At 67.0% G+C, this 19,997-nt stretch carries 16 protein-coding genes; 4 read left to right on the forward strand and 12 right to left on the reverse strand.

Annotation, left to right across the window (positions count from 1 at the left end):
• Nucleotides 1-5: 5 nt before the first annotated feature.
• Complete coding sequence (locus ACOQFL_RS06930) at nucleotides 6-1,298, forward strand: glycosyltransferase (RefSeq protein ID WP_435543251.1); 1,293 nt, start codon at nucleotides 6-8, stop codon at nucleotides 1,296-1,298.
• Here the strand turns inward: ACOQFL_RS06930 and ACOQFL_RS06935 are convergent.
• From ACOQFL_RS06935 to ACOQFL_RS06945, 3 genes are all read right to left on the reverse strand, one after another.
• Nucleotides 1,228-2,430, reverse strand: coding sequence for a GDSL-type esterase/lipase family protein (locus tag ACOQFL_RS06935; RefSeq protein ID WP_435543252.1), 1,203 nt, complete (start codon nucleotides 2,428-2,430; stop codon nucleotides 1,228-1,230). The genes ACOQFL_RS06930 and ACOQFL_RS06935 overlap by 71 nt on opposite strands.
• A 70-nt stretch (nucleotides 2,431-2,500) precedes the next feature.
• Nucleotides 2,501-3,115, reverse strand: a complete 615-nt coding sequence (locus ACOQFL_RS06940) for a TetR/AcrR family transcriptional regulator (RefSeq protein ID WP_435543253.1) — start codon at nucleotides 3,113-3,115, stop codon at nucleotides 2,501-2,503.
• Between the two features lie 110 nt (nucleotides 3,116-3,225).
• Entirely contained in the window at nucleotides 3,226-4,773 is a 1,548-nt protein-coding gene (locus ACOQFL_RS06945) for a sugar transferase (RefSeq protein WP_435543254.1), read from the reverse strand.
• A gap of 388 nt (nucleotides 4,774-5,161) precedes the next feature.
• Between ACOQFL_RS06945 and ACOQFL_RS06950 the strand changes: the two genes are divergently transcribed.
• Nucleotides 5,162-6,559: a mycothione reductase gene (locus ACOQFL_RS06950; RefSeq protein ID WP_435543376.1), complete on the forward strand. Its 1,398-nt coding sequence runs from the start codon at nucleotides 5,162-5,164 to the stop codon at nucleotides 6,557-6,559.
• Nucleotides 6,560-6,671: 112 nt separating this feature from the next.
• Here ACOQFL_RS06950 and ACOQFL_RS06955 read toward each other — a convergent pair whose 3' ends face one another.
• A complete protein-coding gene (locus tag ACOQFL_RS06955) occupies nucleotides 6,672-7,988 on the reverse strand; it encodes a CynX/NimT family MFS transporter (protein WP_435543255.1) in 1,317 nt (438 codons plus the stop codon).
• A 49-nt stretch (nucleotides 7,989-8,037) separates the two neighbouring features.
• Here ACOQFL_RS06955 and ACOQFL_RS06960 point away from each other — a divergent pair, with 49 nt between their 5' ends.
• On the forward strand, nucleotides 8,038-8,733 hold the full coding sequence (locus tag ACOQFL_RS06960) for a FadR/GntR family transcriptional regulator (protein WP_435543256.1): 696 nt from the start codon (nucleotides 8,038-8,040) through the stop codon (nucleotides 8,731-8,733).
• A gap of 35 nt (nucleotides 8,734-8,768) precedes the next feature.
• On the opposite strand, the gene ACOQFL_RS06965 is transcribed toward ACOQFL_RS06960, so the two are convergent.
• The 8 genes from ACOQFL_RS06965 to dxr form a co-directional block, all read right to left on the reverse strand.
• The gene (locus tag ACOQFL_RS06965; RefSeq protein ID WP_435543257.1) at nucleotides 8,769-10,292 is read right to left on the reverse strand and encodes a cobyric acid synthase; all 1,524 of its coding nucleotides are present in this window, start codon (nucleotides 10,290-10,292) and stop codon (nucleotides 8,769-8,771) included.
• A 294-nt stretch (nucleotides 10,293-10,586) separates the two neighbouring features.
• Entirely contained in the window at nucleotides 10,587-11,444 is an 858-nt protein-coding gene (map, locus tag ACOQFL_RS06970; protein ID WP_435543258.1) for a type I methionyl aminopeptidase, read from the reverse strand.
• Between the two features lie 133 nt (nucleotides 11,445-11,577).
• The gene (locus ACOQFL_RS06975; protein ID WP_435543259.1) at nucleotides 11,578-11,991 is read right to left on the reverse strand and encodes a type II toxin-antitoxin system VapC family toxin; all 414 of its coding nucleotides are present in this window, start codon (nucleotides 11,989-11,991) and stop codon (nucleotides 11,578-11,580) included.
• A gap of 73 nt (nucleotides 11,992-12,064) precedes the next feature.
• On the reverse strand, nucleotides 12,065-13,873 hold the full coding sequence (locus tag ACOQFL_RS06980; RefSeq protein ID WP_435543260.1) for a penicillin-binding transpeptidase domain-containing protein: 1,809 nt from the start codon (nucleotides 13,871-13,873) through the stop codon (nucleotides 12,065-12,067).
• Nucleotides 13,874-14,120: 247 nt separating this feature from the next.
• Entirely contained in the window at nucleotides 14,121-14,957 is an 837-nt protein-coding gene (locus tag ACOQFL_RS06985) for a GNAT family N-acetyltransferase (protein WP_435543261.1), read from the reverse strand.
• Between the two features lie 278 nt (nucleotides 14,958-15,235).
• Nucleotides 15,236-16,384, reverse strand: a complete 1,149-nt coding sequence (gene ispG / locus ACOQFL_RS06990; protein ID WP_435543262.1) for a flavodoxin-dependent (E)-4-hydroxy-3-methylbut-2-enyl-diphosphate synthase — start codon at nucleotides 16,382-16,384, stop codon at nucleotides 15,236-15,238.
• A gap of 247 nt (nucleotides 16,385-16,631) precedes the next feature.
• Nucleotides 16,632-17,912: a M50 family metallopeptidase gene (locus ACOQFL_RS06995; protein WP_435543263.1), complete on the reverse strand. Its 1,281-nt coding sequence runs from the start codon at nucleotides 17,910-17,912 to the stop codon at nucleotides 16,632-16,634.
• Nucleotides 17,912-19,165, reverse strand: a complete 1,254-nt coding sequence (gene dxr / locus ACOQFL_RS07000) for a 1-deoxy-D-xylulose-5-phosphate reductoisomerase (RefSeq protein WP_435543377.1) — start codon at nucleotides 19,163-19,165, stop codon at nucleotides 17,912-17,914. The genes ACOQFL_RS06995 and dxr overlap by 1 nt, the downstream gene beginning before the upstream one ends.
• 307 nt (nucleotides 19,166-19,472) lie before the next feature.
• On the opposite strand from dxr, the gene ACOQFL_RS07005 reads away from it, so the two are divergent.
• A complete protein-coding gene (locus ACOQFL_RS07005) occupies nucleotides 19,473-19,772 on the forward strand; it encodes a DUF2631 domain-containing protein (protein ID WP_435543264.1) in 300 nt (99 codons plus the stop codon).
• Nucleotides 19,773-19,997 lie beyond the last annotated feature (225 nt).

The following is a 19,997-nucleotide window of genomic DNA, read 5'->3' on the forward strand; positions in this document are numbered from 1 at the left end:
CAGCGATGACCAGTTCGCCGTTCGAAAGCCTTGTTACTGCCCGGGAAACAGCGACGGCAGCGCTTCGGAAGGTGTTCCGGGACCGCTTGCGGCCCCACCGGCGGAGCCACTCGCCGAGCGAACTGTTGCTGGTACACCCGTCCGCCGAGTTGTACGGTTCCGACCGCGTGTTCCTCGAATCGGTGCGAGCGCTGACCGAGGCGGGGCACCGTGTGCTGGTGGTACTGCCCGAGCGGGGTCCACTCGTACCGTGTCTGCGACGAACCGGGGCACGGGTGCGCCACTGCCCCACGGCGGTGCTACGTAAAAGCGTACTGCACCCCACCGGCCTGCTCGGTTTCCTGTGGGACAGCCTTGTCGCGCTCCCCGCCATGCTTCGACTGCTGGCACGCCGTTACGCGGCCGTCTACATCAGTACGATCACCGTTCCCACCTGGACGTTGCTGGCCGCCGCGCTCGGGCATCGCGTGGTGACGCACGTCCACGAGGCCGAGGACGCCCAACCGTTACCGGTACGTGTCGGGTTGACACTTCCCCTGCTCGCGTCCCGCTGCGTCGTGGTCAACAGTCGTGCCGCCGCGGAGGTGCTGCACCGCGCGATTCCGCTGCTACGGAACCGCACCAGCGTGGTCTACAACGGGGTCGCCGGCCCCGATCAGCCCTGTGCGGAGCCCTCGAGCACCCGGCCGCACCGGCTCGTCCTGGTGGGCAGGCTCTCGCCGCGCAAAGGCACGGACACGGCGGTGCGGGCGCTCGCGTTGCTGCGGGAACGGGGGCATTCGGTCACGCTGGATCTGATCGGTTCCGTCTTCGACGGTTACGAATGGTTCGAACGCGAGATCGAGCGACTGATCCGTGAGCACGAACTGTCGGGCTCGGTCCGGCTGCACGGCTTCGACTCCGATGTCTGGCACCACTACGCCGAAGCGGACATCGCCCTGGTGCCCTCCCGGTTCGAACCGTTCGGCAATACCGCGGTGGAGGCACAGCTCGCCGGGTTGCCGGTAGTGGTCACCGATGTCCAGGGGCTTCCCGAAACGGTCGGCGACGGCAGCCGCGGCCACATCGTCGAAGCCGACAGTCCCGAGGCCCTCGCGGACGGTGTGGAACGAGTGCTACTCGACTGGCCGGGTGCGCTGGAGTTCGCCGAGCACGCCCGTCGCGAGGCCGCCGAGCTGTTCGATCCGGACCGCTACCACGAGTCGCTGCGGAAAACGATCGACGAGATCACCGGGACCGGTATCGACGGTCGTCGTGTCCCGCGAAGGGCCCTTCGGATGCGAAGGCGAACCCGGTGAAACGTTCACCCATACGGCGGTGGGCGGTGGAATCCGGGTGGAGCTCGTCCGGCAGTGGCAGCTCGGCGTAGTCGGCCGGACCGTAGAGCTCGCATCCGTCCAGGTAGTGCAACCTCGGATCCTCTTCCGCCCGCTGCGCCACGATCCGAGCCAGCTCCGCCCGGATCGTTTCCAGCGTGAGCTTCCCGTTCTCCCGTTCCGCCTGCTCACCGGCAGCACGGAACCGCAACCGCCCGCCGCCGGACTCGGTGAAGTCCGGAACGCTGGGCCCCGGGGTGGCTTCGTGGATCGGGCAGTGGATGGGTGAGACGACCAGCAACGGAGCGTCGGGGTGCCCTTCCCGGATGGTGTCGAGGAAACCGTGCACCGCGGGTGTGAGGGCACGCAGCCGCATCAGATCGGCGTTGACCAGGTTGATGCCGAGCTTGATGCTGATCAGGTCGGCGGGGGTGTCTCGCATCGTTCGCGCGGTGAACGGGTCGAGCAGTGCGCCTCCGCCCAGTCCCAGATTGATCAGCTCCACACCGGCGGTGTTCGCGGCGAGCGCGGGCCAGGTCGCGGTGGGGCTCGCGGCGTTGGAACCGTGGCTGATCGAGCTACCGTGGTGCAACCAGACGGCACGGCCCGACTCCGGGGACGGTTCGACGGGGGCGTCGGTGCGCAGCGCCACGAGTTCGGTGGTCTCGTCGTGTGGTAACCAGATCTCGAGGTTCTTCACACGTTCGGGCAGCTCGGTGAAGCGAAGGGTTCCGACCGGCCCGGGCTGCCGCTGGACGCCTCCCGTGGTCATGTCGATTTCGAGGGTGTCGCCGCCGCTGACGTGGGCCTGCGCCACCAGCGAGCCGTCGACGAGCAGGTCGTAAATTCCGTCCGGACGAGGCGGGACCCCACGGTAGATCCGCTTGGTCGGCACGGTGTCCAGCTCGACGGTGGTGGCTCGGGTACGCAGGGCGAGTCGCACGCCGGAGGGCTGGCTCTCGGCCATGGCGAGTTGCCCGTCACCGCACTGGGCAAGCGCTCTGGTGGGCAACCGATGCGGTAGCGATCCGCGTTCGGTGTGCTCGGTCTCCATCGCGCCGCGCAGCAGATTCGCGGTGATAGGTGTGTCGAGCAGGGTCGGCTCGTGGTGCATGGTCTTTTCCTGTCGTGTGTTGAGTCGGAAGCCGTCGGTACATTTCGGGGGCCGCGAGCGCTGCCGGGGTTCAACTCCCCCGTTGGGAGGCGTCGGGCCGGATGGCATCGGGGCGGGGGGCTTCGGGCCAGTTCCGCAGCAGGCCATCGAGGACCTCCACGATTCGCGCCCAGGATCGTGCGCTGTCGGGAGAGCTGTGGCTGAATCCGCCCTCCAGCTCCAGACTGACGTAGCCGTGAAAAACGCTGCCCAGCAGGCGAACCGCGTGTGTCTGCTCGTCGCCGGTGATCTCGTAACCCCGCAGGACGGCGCGCAGGAGTCGCGCGTGCCTGACTCCGGCACTCGCCGCCGCCGTCTCCGGATCGAGTCGGTACCGACTCGCGGCGTAGCGGCCGGGATGTTGTCGGGCGTAATCGCGGTAGACCTCGGCGAAGGCGACGAGGGCGTCCCTGCCCGCCCGTCCGGCCAGTGCGGCAGCGGCACGATCGGTGAGTTCCTCCAGGGCCAGCAGCGCGATCCCCGTCCTGAGAGCGTGCGAGCTGTCCAGGTGCGAGTACAGGCTCGCGACCCTGACACCGAATCGTCTGGCCAGCGCGGAGATCGTCACCTGCTCGAAGCCGACCTCGTCGGCCAGCTCCGCCGCCTCACCGATGATGCGTTCCGCGCTCAGTCCCGCTCTCGGCACAACTCCCCCTCGTCCGCAGTTTCCCTAAAGGTACTATACAAAAACCTAAAAGCTTTAGGCAATTTGCGTAGAGCCACCCCGGGAGGCGGGAGCGGCCCGGCCACGCACCGTCAGTAGGCCCCCTCCCTGGTCATCACGGCACGCACCGTCTTCCAGAGGATCATCCAGTCCAGCGTCAGTGACCAGTTCTCCACGTAACGCAGATCCAGCCGCACACTCTCGGCCCACGAGAGATCGCTCCTACCGCTGACCTGCCACAGCCCGGTCATCCCCGGACGTACCAGGAAGCGGCGGTGCATCTCCAGCTCGTAGGACTCGGTCTCGTTGGGCAGTGGCGGCCGCGGCCCCACCAGGGACATGTCACCGAGGAGAACGTTGACCAGCTGAGGCAACTCGTCCAGGGAGTACCCCCGCAGCACGGAGCCGAGGCCGGTCACCCGGGGATCGCACCTCGACTTGAACAGCGGACCGGCCCCCTCGTCGGTGAGGTCACCACCGAAAGCGGTGGAATCGGCACCGGTGACCATCGTTCGGAACTTCAGCATGGTGAACACGTGGCCGTTGTGCCCGACGCGTCGTTGCCGGTAGAACACCGGTCCCGCACTGTCCAGTTTGATCCCGATGGCGATCACGAGCAGCAGGGGTGACAGCGTCAGCAGCAACAGCAACGCCCCCGTTCTGTCCATAACGGACTTGACGAACAGCCGCGGCCCGGTCAGCACCGGCTCGCTCAGCCGCAACAGCGGCATGCCGAGAACTTCGGACACGTGCACTCTGGGACCGGCGATGTCCATCAGCACCGGAGCCACCACCATCTCGGTGGCAGTGCCCTCCAGCTCCCAGGACAGCCACTGCAGCCGTTGACGTGTCCAGTACCGGTCGGCACTGATCATCACCGCTCGGTAGGCATCCAGCCGCGCCTGTCGGGCGATGTCGTCGAGGCTTCCCACCACCGGAACGGAGTCGATCTGGTCGACGTCCACCCCGCTCCCCGACCGTCCCGCGGTGCACACCGCGCGGATCTGCCAACCGAGGTGGGACTCCCTCCGGGTACGCGCGATCAGATCGCGCAGCGCTTCGGGGTCCCCCGCGGCGATGACCGGAAGCATGCAACGACCCGCTGCCCTTTTCCGATGCAGCAGTTTGCGCAGTACATAACGCTGTAACAAACACAGCACGGCGGCCGCGGGCAACACGGCGAAGATCCACCCACGCAACTGACCGACACCGGCGGCGACCGCCCCGAAGGCCAACAGTACGGCAGCGGTGAGCAGTGCCCTGCCCAACCGGTGGAACTCCTCGGCCCCCTGTCCGAGGATTCGGTGGTCCCAGGCCGGAACCAGGGCTGTGAGCAGTGCGGCGGCGGTGGCGGCCGCGAACAGAACCGTCCGCCACGACTCGGAGGGCGCCGAGAACACCGTGCCTCCCGCCACTGCCAACCCCGTGGCGATCACATCACCGACAGCGACCAACGAGCGGTAACGACGCTCCCACGGCAACGCTCGAGCACTGTGGGGCCGCTGCGCACCATCGCGGCGCGCCTCGCGCCTCACTTCGGTGGTCCCGCCTCCGGAATCCTCGGGGCCCGAACCACCTGTGGAGGGAATCTTCTGTCGTAGCTCGACGGGGTCTTCCCGCTGCCGCGAGGATAGCCGCATTCGTACTCCAACTCACCGCGAACGCACGGACCCCTCGGTCCGCGGAACCCCGCGGATTCCTTGGTCGCGGGAATGTTCGACTTGCTGTTCCCCCACTTTTTCGAGCATCTTTCATGTCGCGTTACATCCAGCACACCGACGCGATCCCGAAATAATCCCTGCGCACAGCGCTAGCAATATGATCGAACCGAGTGTTCCGAATAGAGAACAGCCTCGTAACAATTGGCTATTTTCTGCTCAAGGAAACAAAACTCGCCACCGAAGGGGCGCAGTCGACTCCTCCGCACTCCGGGACGTGTTGTCGCGCGGTCACCGGACACGCTAGGAATTTCCGGAACGAGCCCCGGGTTGTACGCGGCGGTAAGGAAACAGAGACGGGATGGGGCACGTGCGACACTTCGATCTGATCATCATCGGCACCGGTTCGGGCAACGCGATCCTCGACGAACGATTCGCCGACTGGGATGTCGCGGTCGTGGAGAAGGGTGTCGGAAGCAACTCGTCTTACGGGGGCACCTGCCTGAACGTGGGGTGCATACCGACGAAGATGTTCGTGCACACCGCCGATGTCGCGAATTCCCCGGCGGCGGGGGAACGACTCGGAGTCGGAGTACGACTCGACGAGGTGCGGTGGCGCGAGATCAGGGACCGCGTGTTCGGCAGGATCGACACGATCTCCGAAAGCGGAAAGCGGTTCCGCAGGGACGAGAACCCCAACGTCACTCTTTACGAGGGCACCGCACGGTTCACCGCGACACGGGAGCTCCGGGTGGAGACCGCCGAAGGGCCCACCACGATCAGTGCCGACCGGGTGGTGATCGCCGCGGGAGGCCGTCCGGTGATTCCGGAAATCCCGGGTATCGAGGATGTCGACTACCACACCAGTGACAGTGTGATGCGGCTGGAAAGCCTTCCGGAAAGCATGATCATCATGGGCACGGGTTTCATCGGGGCGGAGTTCGCGCACATCTTCTCCGCGCTGGGCGTGCGCGTGACCATGGTCGGCCGTTCCGGGCGGGTGCTGCGTAGCGAGGACGACGACATCTCGGAACGGTTCACCGAGCTGGCCGCAAGGCAGTGGGACCTGCGGTTGAACCGGCGCGAGTTCGAGGTGAGTGGTTCCGAGGCAGGCGTGCGGCTCCGGCTGGACGGCCCGGAAGGGGCCGAGACCCTCGAAGCGGGAACGCTGCTGGTGGCCACGGGACGTCGCCCCAACTCGGACCTGCTCGACACCGCCGCAGCGGGAATCGAGACCGCCGAGGACGGAAAAATCAAAGTGGACAGCACACAGCGCACCACCGTCGAAGGGGTGTGGGCGCTCGGCGACGTCAGCAGTGAGTACGAGCTCAAGCACGTCGCCAACCACGAGGAGCGGGTGGTGCAGCACAATCTGCTGTACCCGGACACACCGATCGAGTCCGATCACCGCTTCGTACCGCACGCGGTGTTCTCCGACCCACAGATCGCCTCGGTGGGGCTCACCGAGCAGCAGGCCGCCGAACACGGTATCGGCTATGTCACCGCCACACAGGACTACGGCGGCATCGCCTACGGGTGGGCGATGGAGGACACCACCGGCTTCGCCAAACTGCTCGCCGCCCCTTCGACCGGGAAGCTGCTCGGCGCACACATCATCGGGCCGCAGGCACCCACCGTGATTCAGCCGCTCATCCAGGCCATGGAGTTCGGCATCGACGCGCGTGCCATGGCTCGCGGCCAGTACTGGATCCACCCCGCGATGCCCGAGCTGGTGGAGAACGCACTGCTCGGCCTGCCCCTGGACTGAGCGAGCGGGCACGAGCGCGGAGCGGCCCGGTGCTCACCGGGCCGCTCCGCTTCCACAACTCGCATGATTCCCGGCTTCGTTCCCGCCGGAACTCCCGGACAGAAAACTCGGATCAGACGGTGCGGGGACGCCCGGCGAACGCACCGAGGACGGCCTGCACCGTGAGCACCCCTGTCAACACCACCAACGAGACCGACCAGCTCGAGGTGACGTCGTGCAGCATTCCGAACAGGAAGGGGCCGGTGGAGGCGATCAGGTAACCGATGCTCTGCGCCATTCCGGACAACTTGCCCGTCTCAGCCGCACTGCTGGTACGCAGCGATATGAGCACCAGCGCCAGCGGGAACGCGCTCATCCCCACGCCGATCAGCAGCGCCCAGAGCAGCGGTGCGCTCATCGGCGCGAACAACAGCCCCAGGAAACCGCTGATGGCCGTGGCCGCCAGGCAGACCGTCCAGACCGACTGCCCCCTCGTCCTCGTGACCAGGGGTGGCAGCACCATGCTGATCGGCACACCGACCAGCAGTACCAGACCCAGCAGTGCTCCGGCGGTCCCGGCACTGGCCCCCGCGGATTTGAACACCTCGGGAAGCCAGCCCATGACCACGTAGGCCACCAGCGACTGCATCGCGAAGTAACCGGTAACCGCCCAGGCCAGCGGGCTACGCAGCAACGAGGAACCCTCCGCCGTCGATTCCGCTCGCTGCCGGGCCTCGCCGCCGGGCTCGGGAGCACCACCACTGCCCGCCGAGTTCCAGACGACGAAGGCGGCGAGGGCGAGCACCGCCCAAGTGGCGAGTGCGAGCCGCCAACCACCCAGCTCGGCACGTAACCAGGGGGTGAAAGCCGATCCCACGGAGCCCCCCGCGGCCATCGCCGTGGTGTAGAGACCGGTGGCCATACCCACCCGGCCGGGGAACGACTCCTTGACCACCACCGGGATGAGGACGTTGCACATCGCGATGGCGGCGCAGGCGACCACGGTGCCCGCGAGCACGGTGATCGCACCGCCCACCACCCGCAGCAACATCGCCGCGGTGAGCACACCCAGCGCGACACCGACGACACTCCGCATCCCCCAGCGCCGTGCCAACAGCGGTGCGGCTATGCCCGCGGCCCCGAAGCACAGCGTCGGCACCGAGGTGAGCGCGCCTGCCCAGACGGTACTGGCGCCGAGCGCGTCGCGTACCCCGCCGAGTATCGAGGAGAGGCTGGTCACGGCGGGACGCATGTTCGCCGCGGCGAGGGCGACCCCGAGCAGCAGCAGTCCACCACCGGCGGCCGCGTTCCGACCGGGGAGGCCGTTGATCTCGGGGGTACTTTCGTTGGCTTGCGAACTCGTATCATTCCGGGCCTCGCCCGCCCCGGAACTGGCATCCTGGACGATCAACCGATCGGGAACGGTTTCGGTGCGCGACTCGGAAGACATCGCGTACTAGTATCGCAAACGTAGGATGTTTGGATGAAAGGACCTCGCTGTGCCCTTGGTCACGACAACGAGGACCGGTTTGGTGGATCAGGTCATCGCCCAGATGCGGGAGTTAGTCGCATCCGGCGAGTGGCCTCTCGGGCAACGGATCCCACCGGAAGCGGAACTCGTCAACGCGCTCGGCGTCGGGCGCAACACGGTCCGCGAAGCGGTGCGGGCCCTGGCTCACGCGGGACTGCTTGAGGTCCGGCAGGGAGACGGCACGTTCGTACGTGCCACGAGTGAGCTGTCCGGAGCCGTCAGCAGGTTGTGCGACACCGAACTCCGGCAGGTTCTCGAGGTACGGCGCGCCCTGGAGGTGGAAAGCGCCCGATTGGCGGCGAACGCCCGGACCGAAGCCGACGTCGCGGATCTGGAGATCGCGCTGCGGGAGCGGGACACCGCCCTCGCCGAACGCGACTCGGAGCGGGTCGTGCGCACCGACAGCCGCTTCCACCTGCGGCTGGTGGAAGCCTCGCACAACCCGGTGCTGATCCAGCTCTACCAGGGCATCAGCGAAGCGGTGCTTTCCAGCGTGGCTACCACCTTCGACCCCGAGGTCCCTCCGGAACGCGACGTCTCCCACACCGAACTGCTCGAAGCCGTGCGCGACGGTCATCCCGAACGGGCCGCGGCCGAGGCGGGCGGCTTCCTGGACGAGCTCCTCGCCGAGTTCACCTCGGAGGACGAGCAGCACACCACCTGAAATCGATCAGGAGATCCCGGCCGGGAACGCGCCGGTCAGGGCGAGACCAGACCGCTGGAGACACGCGGTAGACCGGCGGGGACACCTCGGTCGAGCAACCGAAGCAACGAGTCGGTGTCCAAGTGGTGCTCGACCATGTCCCCGAGCAGGTCCAGCTGGTCGCGGCGCAGCTCGGCGAACGAGGTGTCCGCGGCGACGCGGAAACCCGTCCTTCCGGCGGCCCGGGCGGCACGCTCCAGGTAGTCGCGCCGGAACGCGTCGTTCTCGAACAAGCCGTGCCAGTGCGTACCCGCGACGGATTCCTGCAGCGCTCCTTCCCCCGCCCCGTCGGGGAGTCGAATCAGCGGACCGGCCTCGGGAGGGCGCCGCACCCTGCCGTGGTGAATCTCGTAGCCGGAGACCGGCTGCCCCAGCGCGGTGCCGACGGGATTGCCCAGCGTCTTGGCCGTCTCGAACTCGACCTCCATGTCCAGCAGTCCGAGAGCGTCGAGCTCCGCGCCGGACTCGACGTGATCGACGATCCGTTCACCCAGCATCTGGAACCCACCGCATATCCCCAGCACCGGCAGGCCCGCGGCGGTGTGCTCGAGAACCGCCTCGGCCAGCCCGGTTCGCCGAAGCCAGTCGAGATCGGCGACCGTGGACTTGGAGCCGGGAAGCACCACCAGATCGGCATCCGCGATCCGGGAGGGCTCCGTCACGAACCGCACCGAGACACCGGGCTCGGCAGCCAGTGCCTCGACGTCGGTGGCATTGGATATGCGAGGCAGTCGCGGCACGGCCACGCGCAACCACTGCTCACCCACTGGTGGGGCGGGACGACCGACCACACCGTCGGCCACGTACGACAACGAGTCCTCCGCGTCCAACCAGAGCTCCTCGGACCACGGCAGCACACCGTGCACGGTTCGACCGGTGAGTTCGCCGAGCTCACGCAGCCCCGGAGTGAGCAGGTCGGGGTCACCGCGGAACTTGTTGACCACGAATCCGGAAACGAGCGCCTGATCGGCCGGATCCAGCAGCGCGAGCGTGCCGAACAACTGCGCGAACACCCCACCCCTGTCGATGTCACCGACCACCAGTACGGGCAGCTCGGCGGCACGGGCGAGTCCCATGTTGGCGATGTCCTGGGCCCGCAGATTGATCTCGGCCGGTGACCCGGCCCCCTCACAGATCACGTAGTCGTACTCGGAACGCAGCTCGGAGAGCGTCGCGGTAACCGTGTCCAGCAGTTCGGCCTTGCGTTCGCGGTACGACAGCGCGGTGGCCTCTCCCGCCACTCGCCCCAGCACCACGACCTGGGAAGTGCGATCACTGCCCGGCTTCAACAACACCGGGTTGAACCGAACGTCGGATTCGACACCGGCAGCCATGGCCTGTACTGCCTGCGCACGTCCGATCTCGCCGCCCGAGGTGGTGACAACGGAGTTGTTGGACATGTTCTGCGCCTTGAACGGCGCCACCCGGGCACCGCGACGCGACAACCAACGGCAGAGCGCGGCCACGAGTACGCTCTTGCCCGCGTCGGAGGTCGTCCCGGCAACCAGCAGTGAATTCACGTCGGATTTCATACACCACGGTCACGTGACCGCCCACCCACCCGCCACGCGGAAGTGCCCTCGCTCACAACCCGCTCCATCGAGCGGAGGAGACGGGCGGGGTGTCGGGTGCCACAAGCGGGCCGCGCCACACCCCCGAGTCGTTTCGCCCGAGCCGTTCCGCAGTACGCGACAGCCGGGCTCACGGCACGACTTCCGGCCGCACGGGAGAGGCACTCGACCCGTACCGCGACAGGGGGGCGTGCCCAACGTGAGCGCGCCCCGACCCGGGCACCCACGTTCCTTCCGGAACGCTCAGGGACGAGTGAGGATCTCGTTGCCGTCCTCGGTGATCAGAATGGTGTGCTCGAACTGCGCGGTCCAGCTCTTGTCGCTGGTCGTAACCGTCCAGCCGTCGTCCCAGACGTCGTACTCGTGAGTCCCGAGCGTGATCATCGGTTCGATGGTGAACGTCATACCGGGTTCGATCACCGTCTGCACCGAGGGCTCGTCGTAGTGCAGCACCACGAGGCCGCTGTGGAACGAGCGGCCGATGCCGTGCCCGGTGAAGTCCCGCACGACTCCGTAGCCGAAACGCTTGGCGTAGGACTCGATGACTCGTCCGATCACGTTCAGCTGCCGCCCCGGCTTCGCCGCGCGGATCGCGCGCATCGTGGCCTCGTGAGTGCGTTCCACGAGCAACCGCGCCTCCTCGGAGACCTCACCCGCGAGGAAGGTCGCGTTGTTGTCACCGTGCACACCGCCGATGTACCCGGTCACGTCGACGTTGACGATGTCCCCGTCCTCGATCACCGTGGAGTCGGGTATCCCGTGGCAGATGACCTCGTTCAACGAGGTGCAGCACGACTTCGGGAACCCGCGGTAACCGAGGGTGGACGGATATACCCCGTTGTCGACGAAGAACTCGTGCACCACGGCGTCCACGTGGTCGGTGGTGACACCGGGACGGATCGCCTTGCCCGCCTCCTCCAACGCCTGGGCCGCGAGTTTGCCCGCGACCCGCATGGCATCGATCACTTCGGGAGGCTGCACGTCGGGATCGGTGTTGCGCCGCGGTGCCGGTTTGTCGACGTACTCGGGACGCTCGATACCGGACGGCACCGGACGGCGAGGGGTTTGCTGTCCTGGTTGCAGCGGGCTTCGTACGGGCATGTCCTCACTCTAGAACGTCGGCACCACGCGAAACCGCCCGCAGTCGACCACGTGACCCCGAAATGACCAACCACACAGCGCCGCACCGGAAGATGAAGTGGGAGCGGCCACAAAGAGGTGGGGACGAGTCCGCTCAATCCCTCGCACCGGGCGCGTCGTTGCCCGGTGAAACGGTTACCAGTCCGACGCGTTCGGCGGCGCGCAACATCACGGGGTCGTAGGAGACGAACGCGTGCAGTCCCTCCCGCGCCTGACAGGCGGAGGCCAACTGGATGGCCTCGGTGGAACTCAGTGGCGAGTCGAACCCGCTCGCGGTGTCGAGCACGTCCTGCCCCACGGGTAGCTGTTCGATCTTCGACACCACGATCGAGGCAAGGTCCTCGGCCGCGGGCCCCGCCGTACGAAAGCTACGGAGTATGTCGACCCTGGAAACCGCACTGGTGGCACGTGGCTGTTCCCAGTTGCTCCGGATCCAGACACTGAGCGCGTTGCTCTCCGGCTCCGCGGCGATCAGTTTCTGCAGGGCAGAAGAATCGAAGTAGATCACATCCACTCCCGTCCACGGTGATCTCGCACCGCGCCCGGAACGGCACGGTGCGCGACAACCTAACACACCGGGATCAGTCAACCCCGGAGAGAAACTTCTTCGAGACCCGCACCGCCCGCTCCGAGGTCCCCGCGTCGGTCACCAGCACCGCGAACGACAGATCACCCCGGTACCCGGTGAACCACCCGTGTGCCCGACTGCCGTCGCCGAACTGTGCGGTTCCCGTCTTACCGGCCACCTCGCCCAGACCGGACAACTCGGTGGCTGTCCCGGAGCGCACGACTTCCCGCATCATCTCGCGAAGTTTCCGCAACGCCTGTTCGGAGGGGGCGCGTTTCGCCTGTTCGTTCACCTTCGTCTCGGCGGATCGGATCAGTTCGGGCGTGGGCATGGAGCCGTGGGCCACCGAGGCACTGGCCAGCGCCATCCCGAACGGACTGGCGAGCACCTTGCCCTGGCCGATGCCGTTGACCGCGCGCGTCACCTCGTCCTCGGAGGAGGGCACTTTTCCGGTCAGGGTGGTTATGCCGGGGATCGCGAAGTCGGCGCCGAGTCCCAGCTTCTCCGCAGCCGTGGGCAGTGCCGAGGCGGGCAACCGGGAGGCCAGTCCGGCGAAGGTGGTGTTGCAGGACTCGGCGAAGGCCTTCTTCAGCGTCACACGGCCGAGATCGAAATGGTGCGCGTTGGGCAGCGTCTTGCCGTTGAAGGTTCGCTCCGCCGGGCAACCGAGCTTCGTACCGATGTCGGCCTCTCCGGCTTCGAGAGTCGCGAGGGCGGTCGCCATCTTGAAGGTGGATCCCGGCGGGTACTGCCCCGTCAGTGCCAGTGCGCCCTTGTCGTCGGCGGCCTTGTTCTGCGCGACAGCCAGCACCCCGCCGCTGGAGGGACGCATCGCCACGATCATGGCGGGCTTGTCGATCGGGTCGACCGCGTTCTCGGCGGCACGCTGCACCTTGTCGCTGAGCGTGGTCCGGAGTGCCTCGGTGGGCTTGGGTTCGACCCGGTGCAGCGTTTTCAGCTCGGCGCCGGAAGAGTTGGCCGTGAAGACGCGCCAGCCGTCGCTGCCGTGCAACCGGTCCTTCCGGTTCTCGGAGACGGCGGGCAGCACCTGGGAGGCGTAGTCCTGTTCCGAGGCCACCAGGGCGGTCCTGTCCGGGAAACGGACACCTGGCAATTCGTATATCGCGGACTTGACCCGTTGATAGTCGGACAGGCGCAGTGTGACCACGGTGTACGCCTGGTTCTCGGGGGTCTCCTTGGCACCCTCGACTATTCCCCGCGCGGTGACGCCGGGGGCCACCGGCTCCAACCCCTGCGCCAGTGACCCGGCGACCTCGGAGAGGTTGTCCACCTCCTTGCGCACCACGGTGACGCGAATCAGCCGTTGTGGGCCCATCAGACGGGTACCGTTCCGCCCCAGGACAGGCGCGGGAGTGGCAGGATCGAGCTGGTAGTGCAGGCTCTGCCCCGAACCGAGCTCGGGATGCATCACGGAGGGCTGCCAGTGGACCTTCCAGGCGTTGTCGTTCTCGCGCAGCTCGAATTCGCCGTCGTAGCTCCAGACCCGGTCGGCACCGAACTTCCACGAAACGCGGAACTTCGCGGTGGTGGGACTGCCACCGTCCCCGGAATCGACCTCGGTGACGGAGGCCTCGACCTTCTCCGGTGAGAGATTCCGCCGGGTCTCGGCAAGGAACTTTCGAGCGGTTTCCGGTGCATCGGTGCGGCCCGCCGCGGCCGCGTTCTCGCCTGCGGCGAAGTCACGCAGATAGGCGGACGCCGCGTCCTCGGCCGAAGGCCCGGAATCGAACACACCGCAGGATGCCAGCGGCAGGGTGACGAGCAGTCCCGTCAGAAAGCTGAGAGCACGAGCTGTACGCACAGATCGCAGTATGCCGAAGAACCGGCCAGGTGTCGTGCGTACCGTGTTGCGCAGCACGCACCATGACACGACCGAGGTCGCTGAACAGGGGAAAATATCCGTCGAAGGAATTACAGCGAGTAAGAAGTGTTTCGATTCACACTCACCCGTGCCCCTCAGGCCCGTGGTTGGGCCGCGCCACGAGGAGAGACGTACGGGAGGTCCCGCCGAACGAGAGCGGGAGAAAAAGCGGCTCAACAGAGTTCGATCAGAGCAGCACGGTGCTGAACGTGCCGGCCCGCCGGAATCCGATCTTTCGGTAGGCCGCTCTGGCGGCGATGTTGAAATCGTTGACGTAGAGGCTCGCCCTGCGCCCCATCCCGCGCACCAGATGGTCGGCGACGGCCGCGGTACCAGCGGCCCCCAGGCCACTGCCACGTCGATCGGGGCGTACCCAGACCCCCTGGATCTGACCGACGGTACCGGAGATCGCACCGATCTCCGCCTTGAAGACCACCTGGCCGTCCTCGAACCGGGCGAACGCGCGTCCACTGGCTATCAGATCGGCTATCCGCGCGCGGTATCCCACGGCACCACCGTTGCTACGGGGATCCACGCCGACCTCCTCGACGAACATGGACACCGCCGCGGGCAGATAGCTGTCGAGCTCCTCGGAACGGACCTGGCGCACCGCGGGATCCACCCATCCCGCGGGCGGTTCGGACAGCGCCAACAACGGCTGCTCGGGACGCACCTCCCTGGCGGGTCCCCAGTCGGCGGACAGCTCGGACCACAGGGACATGACCTGTCCGGCGGGACCGACGAGCGAGGAACACACCCGCCGACGTCGAGCCGCGCGCTCGGCGAACACGCGCATCGCATCCCTGCCCCCGCGCAGCGGTATGAGATTGGAGCCGGAGTAGCAGAGCCCCTCGTAGCCGCTGCCGTAGCCCCACAGCTCACCGCTCAGATAAACCGGGTCGATCTCGGCGGCCTCGATCCGGGAAAGCACCATGCAAGCGGCCACGGGATCCGACTCCAGCAGGGAACGAACGCTTGCCAAGTCCCGTCCCTGTAACAACCGCGCACCCGCGAGCTTGAGCACTGCTCAAGCGTGCCAGAAACCCGGGGGACAACGCCGCACGAGACATTCCGGAAGTGAGGTATTCCGCATCGAGATCACCCGATCGAAGGAACTTCTCGAGCAGTACCACCGGCCTGACCGGGGAATCCCACCTGGCGGGAGACTCCCCGCGGAACCGGGCGGAACAGCCCGCTGACGAGGAGCCGTGCGTAACCACCAACCTGTTCGTAACCGCCGAACCCTAGGGAGCAACAGGAACGTCCGCTTCACCGACAGCCGGAGAGCGGGTACCGCGCCGCTCAGCCGACGGTGACGGTGGGCGACTCCTCGGAGCTCTGCTCCATCCCCTCCGCCAGGCGCCCGGCCTCCTCGATCAGGGTCTCTACGATCTGGCTCTCGGGCACGGTCTTGATGACCTCGCCCTTGACGAAGATCTGTCCCTTGCCGTTGCCCGAGGCGACCCCGAGGTCGGCCTCCCGGGCTTCGCCGGGGCCGTTGACCACGCAACCCATCACCGCCACGCGGAGGGGGACCTCCATACCCTCCAGACCAGCGGTGACCTCGTCGGCGAGCTTGTAGACGTCCACCTGCGCCCGGCCGCAGGAGGGGCAGGAGACGATCTCCAGCTTGCGCGGCCGCAGGTTCAGCGACTGCAGGATCTGGGTACCGACCTTGATCTCCTCCACCGGCGGGGCGGACAGCGAGACGCGGATCGTGTCGCCGATGCCCTGCCGCAGCAGCGAGCCGAAGGCCACGGCCGACTTGATCGTGCCCTGAAACGCGGGACCGGCCTCGGTAACACCCAGGTGGAGGGGGTAATCACAGCGTTCGGCGAGGATCTCGTAGGCCCGCACCATCACCACCGGATCGTTGTGCTTGACCGAGATCTTGACGTCGTGGAAGTCGTGCTCGGCGAACAGACCGGCTTCCCACAGCGCCGACTCGGCGAGCGCCTCGGGCACGGCCTTGCCGTACTTCTCCATCATGCGCGGGTCCAGTGAGCCCGCGTTGACACCGATGCGGATCGGCGTGCCGGTGTCCTTGGCCGCCTTGGAGATCTCCTTGACCTGATCGTCGAACTTGCGGATGTTGCCCGGATTGACCCGGACCCCCGCGCATCCCGCCTTGATGGCCGCGAAGACGTACTTCGGCTGGAAGTGGATGTCGGCGATAACGGGTATCTGGGATTTCTGCGCGATGATCGGCAGGGCCTCGGCGTCGTCGGCTGTCGGGCACGCGACGCGCACGATGTCGCAGCCCGAGGCGGTCAACTCCGCGATCTGCTGCAGCGTTCCGTTGATGTCGGTGGTGTTCGTGGTGGTCATCGTCTGCACCGAGATCGGGTGGTCACTGCCGACACCGACCGGTCCGACCTGTAACTGGCGGGTTTTACGCCGTTCCGCGAGTACCGGTTCGGGATTGGCGGGCATACCCAGATCGACGGTCATCGCGTCTTCTCCACCTTCGCAATGCGGATCGAATTGTCGGTCCCGCGATATGACGGGAACCTCGGGGTGACAGGCCCGACGGGTGAGAGGCACCGGACCGTCACCCACGATACCGGCATGCACCACGGCTCGAACGAGAAGTCACCTTTCGAGTGATGTCCGCCTTCTTAGCAGACCTGGCCAGTGAGTTTAATAACACGGTGCGTGATACCGGCGGGACCTTTCGGAACGCTGCCGCCGGGGAACCTCAAGTGAGCGTGACCGGGTTGACCACGTCCGCCACCAGCACCAGCAGCGAGTACGCGATGAATACGATGCTGATCCCGTAGGCCAACGGCATCAGCTTGGCCGTGTCGAACGGCCCCGGATCGGGCCTGCGGGTCAGCTTCGCGAAGTTGCGCCGCAGCGCCTCCCAGAACGCACCCGCGATGTGCCCCCCGTCCAGCGGCAGCAGGGGCAGCATGTTGATCAGGAACAGCGAGAGGTTCACACCCGCCAACAGCTGCACCATCATGATCAACCGGGCACTGACCGAGAGCTTGTCGTAGGAGAGCACCTCACCGCCCAGCCGACTCGCGCCGACCACGCCCACGGGGGAATCTTTCGCTCGTTCCTGCCCGCCGATGGCGGCCACCAGATCAGGCACCTTGCTGGGCAGCTCGACAACCTTCTGTGCGGTCGCGCCGATCATGGTGCCGATCCGGGTGACGACCTGACCGAAGTTCTGCCGCACCAGATGATCGGTGGGGCTCACGCCGAGGAAACCGACCTCGACCAAGCCCTCCGCCTCACCCAGTCTCGGCTGGGGATTCTGCATGAGCTCGGGGCGGAGCGTGATCCTCTCCCCCTCCCGCTCAACGAGCACGGTCGCGGTGCCGGACGACTCGCGGATCGAGTCGCGCAGCTCCGACCACGACTCGACCCACTGGCCGTTGAACCGCAGGATCTCGTCGCCGGGCCGGAAGCCCGCCGCCGCCGCCGGTGACTTCGGTGCGTCGGCGGGGCACTCCTGCGTGCTCTGGCCGGCGGGCACAACGCACTCACTGACCGAGTGAATCGTGGTGGTGGGCTCCGCGACCCCGTAACCCATCAGTACCGAGGTGAAGATGCCGATGGCCAGGACCAGGTTCATGAACGGCCCCGCGGCCATCACGATGATCCGCTTCCAGGGTTTACGCTGGTAGAACTGCCGGTGGGAGTCCTCGGGCCGAACCTCCTCGGCCACGGCCTGCCTGGCGTCCTCGACCATGGCCCGCCACGGCGCGGAGGAAGCGGTACGGCCGTACTCCTCGTCCCGCTTCGGCGGGAACATGCCGATCATCCGGATGAAGCCGCCGAACGGAACGGCCTTGACGCCGTACTCCGTCTCCTTGCCCTGCCGGGAGAACAGCGTGCGGCCGAACCCGACCATGTACTGAGTCACCTTGACGCCGAACATCTTCGCCGTCGCGAGGTGGCCCAACTCGTGCCAAGCGATCGAGAACAACAGTCCGAGGAAGAAAATCAGGATGCCCAGCACGACAAGCATCAATGCGCTCTTTCCATACCGGCGAGTTCGCGGGCTCTGTGGCGGGCCCACTCCTCGGCTTCGAACACCTCGTCCGCGCTGGTCGGCTCGACGCTCCAGGCATCGGCCCCTGCCAGCACCTCCTCCACAGTGTGCACGATGCTGGTGAAACGACTGTTACCGGCGACGAACGCGGCCACGGCCTCCTCGTTCGCGGCGTTGTAGATCGCGGGCAGACATCCGCCCCGCCCACCGACCTCCCGAGCCAACCGCACGGCAGGAAAGGCCGTGTCGTCGAGCGGCTCGAACGTCCAGGAACTCGCCTGCTCGAAGGTCAGTCGGGGGGTGACTCCGCCGATCCGGTCGGGCCAACCCAGCCCGAGCGCGATCGGCAGCCGCATGTCGGGCGTGCTGGCCTGCGCGATGGTGGCGCCGTCGACGTAGGTGACCATCGAGTGCACGATCGACTGCGGATGTACCACCACGTCGATGCGCTCGTACTCCACGCCGAACAGCAGGTGGGCCTCGATCAGTTCCAGACTCTTGTTCACCATCGTGGCCGAGTTGATGGTCACGACCGTCCCCATGGCCCACGTGGGGTGGGCGAGCGCCTGCTCGACGCTCACCTCGTGCAACGCCTCGCGGTCGTAGCCCCGGAACGGCCCACCGGAGGCGGTGAGCACGAGCCGTTCGACCTCCTCGCCTCGACCGGCCCACAGGCACTGCGCCAGCGCGGAGTGCTCGGAATCCACCGGGACGATCTGCCCGGGGGAAGCGGCCCTGGTGACCAGCGGTCCCCCTGCGACCAGCGACTCCTTGTTGGCCAGCGCCAACCGCGAACCCGCTTGCAGGGCGGCGAGCGTGGGACGCAGCCCCCGCGAGCCGTCCATACCGTTGAGGACCACGTCGGCCTCGGTCTCGCGCACCAGATCCGTGGCGGCGTCCGGCCCCGCCAACAGCCGTGGCAGCCGGAAACGCCCGCTCGCGTAACCGAGCCGCTGCGCCTCGGCGTAGAGCGCGAGCTGCACGTCCTCGACGGCCGTGGCCCGGGCCACGGCCACGACCTCAACCCCGAATTCGAGGGCCTGCGCGGCCAGCGCGGCGGGATCGTTGCCACCGGCGGCCAGCCCGAGCACCCGGAACCGCTCCGGGGCCTGCCGGATGACTTCCAACGCCTGGGTACCGATGGAGCCGGTGGAGCCCAGCAGTGTGACAGTGTGCACCGTGTCGCGTTCCTCGTTCCGGGCGTGCGTATCCGGTTGGGCGAAGACCATCGGGGTCATTCTCGCCCACCGACGACTTCACGCCTCATCGCGGTCGCGTTCGGCGGAACCGAGTGGCCGTCGAACCGTCCCGCGGTGACCGGGAGTCAGGAGTGACGGGGCAACCGGAGTGACCGGTCACACTGTCGACAACACTGCGGCGGTTACCGTCCGGCGGTGTGCGAGGATGGTCGACATCGGCGGTCCGCGTGCCGTGCGGCAGTTCGATCCGCGACGAAACCGTGTACCGCCCCATGCCGACGATTCGGCGTCCGCGACTCCGAGGCCGGGAGTCGCGACGGTTACAGGAGGAGAACGCGTGGCAAGCACGGAACTGGAGCAGACCCAGAACGAACGGACCCCCACCCAGGCGATCGATCCTGCCGAAGAGCCCTCGGTGGAATGGGGCTGGCACGGATCGTTCCCGAAGGGCATCCAGATCGCGGGCTGGTTCTCCACCTTCGCGATGGTGATGATGCTCATCGGCAATCACCAGGGACTCCTCAGCGGTGGTGGCCGACCCATCAGCGCGGACATCTGGCTGATCGTGATCGCGCTGGGAATGGCGATCGCACTGATCTACGACCTGCGCAGGCGCCGTATCTCGTGGCGACGCTGAATCCCGTGGTGAGGCCGACGCGTCCTCCGGATGGTGGGCCGCCTCGCCGAGGTTCGGGCGAGGAGATCTCCGGCGTCGCGTAGGCGCACTACGCGACGCCGCTCCCACGACCGTTCACTGAAGCTTTCCCGTCGTGTTGTTCTCGGCGTGTGATCCCTGTCGTGTTGTCGAGGTGCGCGGGTCTTCCCAGAGCCGGAAAATCCGGAAAAGCACCGGACGAGCGAG

The sequence above is a fragment of the Actinopolyspora sabaoui genome (assembly GCF_051225635.1).
Lineage (GTDB): Bacteria > Actinomycetota > Actinomycetes > Mycobacteriales > Pseudonocardiaceae > Actinopolyspora.

Coding starts and splice junctions, on each gene's coding strand:
- ACOQFL_RS06930 (WP_435543251.1), top strand. CDS start 6: ATGACCAGTTCGCCGTTCGAAAGCCTTGTTACTGCCCGGGAAACAGCG.
- ACOQFL_RS06935 (WP_435543252.1), bottom strand. CDS start 2,430: ATGCACCACGAGCCGACCCTGCTCGACACACCTATCACCGCGAATCTG.
- ACOQFL_RS06945 (WP_435543254.1), bottom strand. CDS start 4,773: ATGCGGCTATCCTCGCGGCAGCGGGAAGACCCCGTCGAGCTACGACAG.
- ACOQFL_RS06955 (WP_435543255.1), bottom strand. CDS start 7,988: ATGTCTTCCGAGTCGCGCACCGAAACCGTTCCCGATCGGTTGATCGTC.
- map (WP_435543258.1), bottom strand. CDS start 11,444: ATGCCCGTACGAAGCCCGCTGCAACCAGGACAGCAAACCCCTCGCCGT.
- ispG (WP_435543262.1), bottom strand. CDS start 16,384: ATGACCGTCGATCTGGGTATGCCCGCCAATCCCGAACCGGTACTCGCG.
- ACOQFL_RS06995 (WP_435543263.1), bottom strand. CDS start 17,912: ATGCTTGTCGTGCTGGGCATCCTGATTTTCTTCCTCGGACTGTTGTTC.
- dxr (WP_435543377.1), bottom strand. CDS start 19,165: ATGGTCTTCGCCCAACCGGATACGCACGCCCGGAACGAGGAACGCGAC.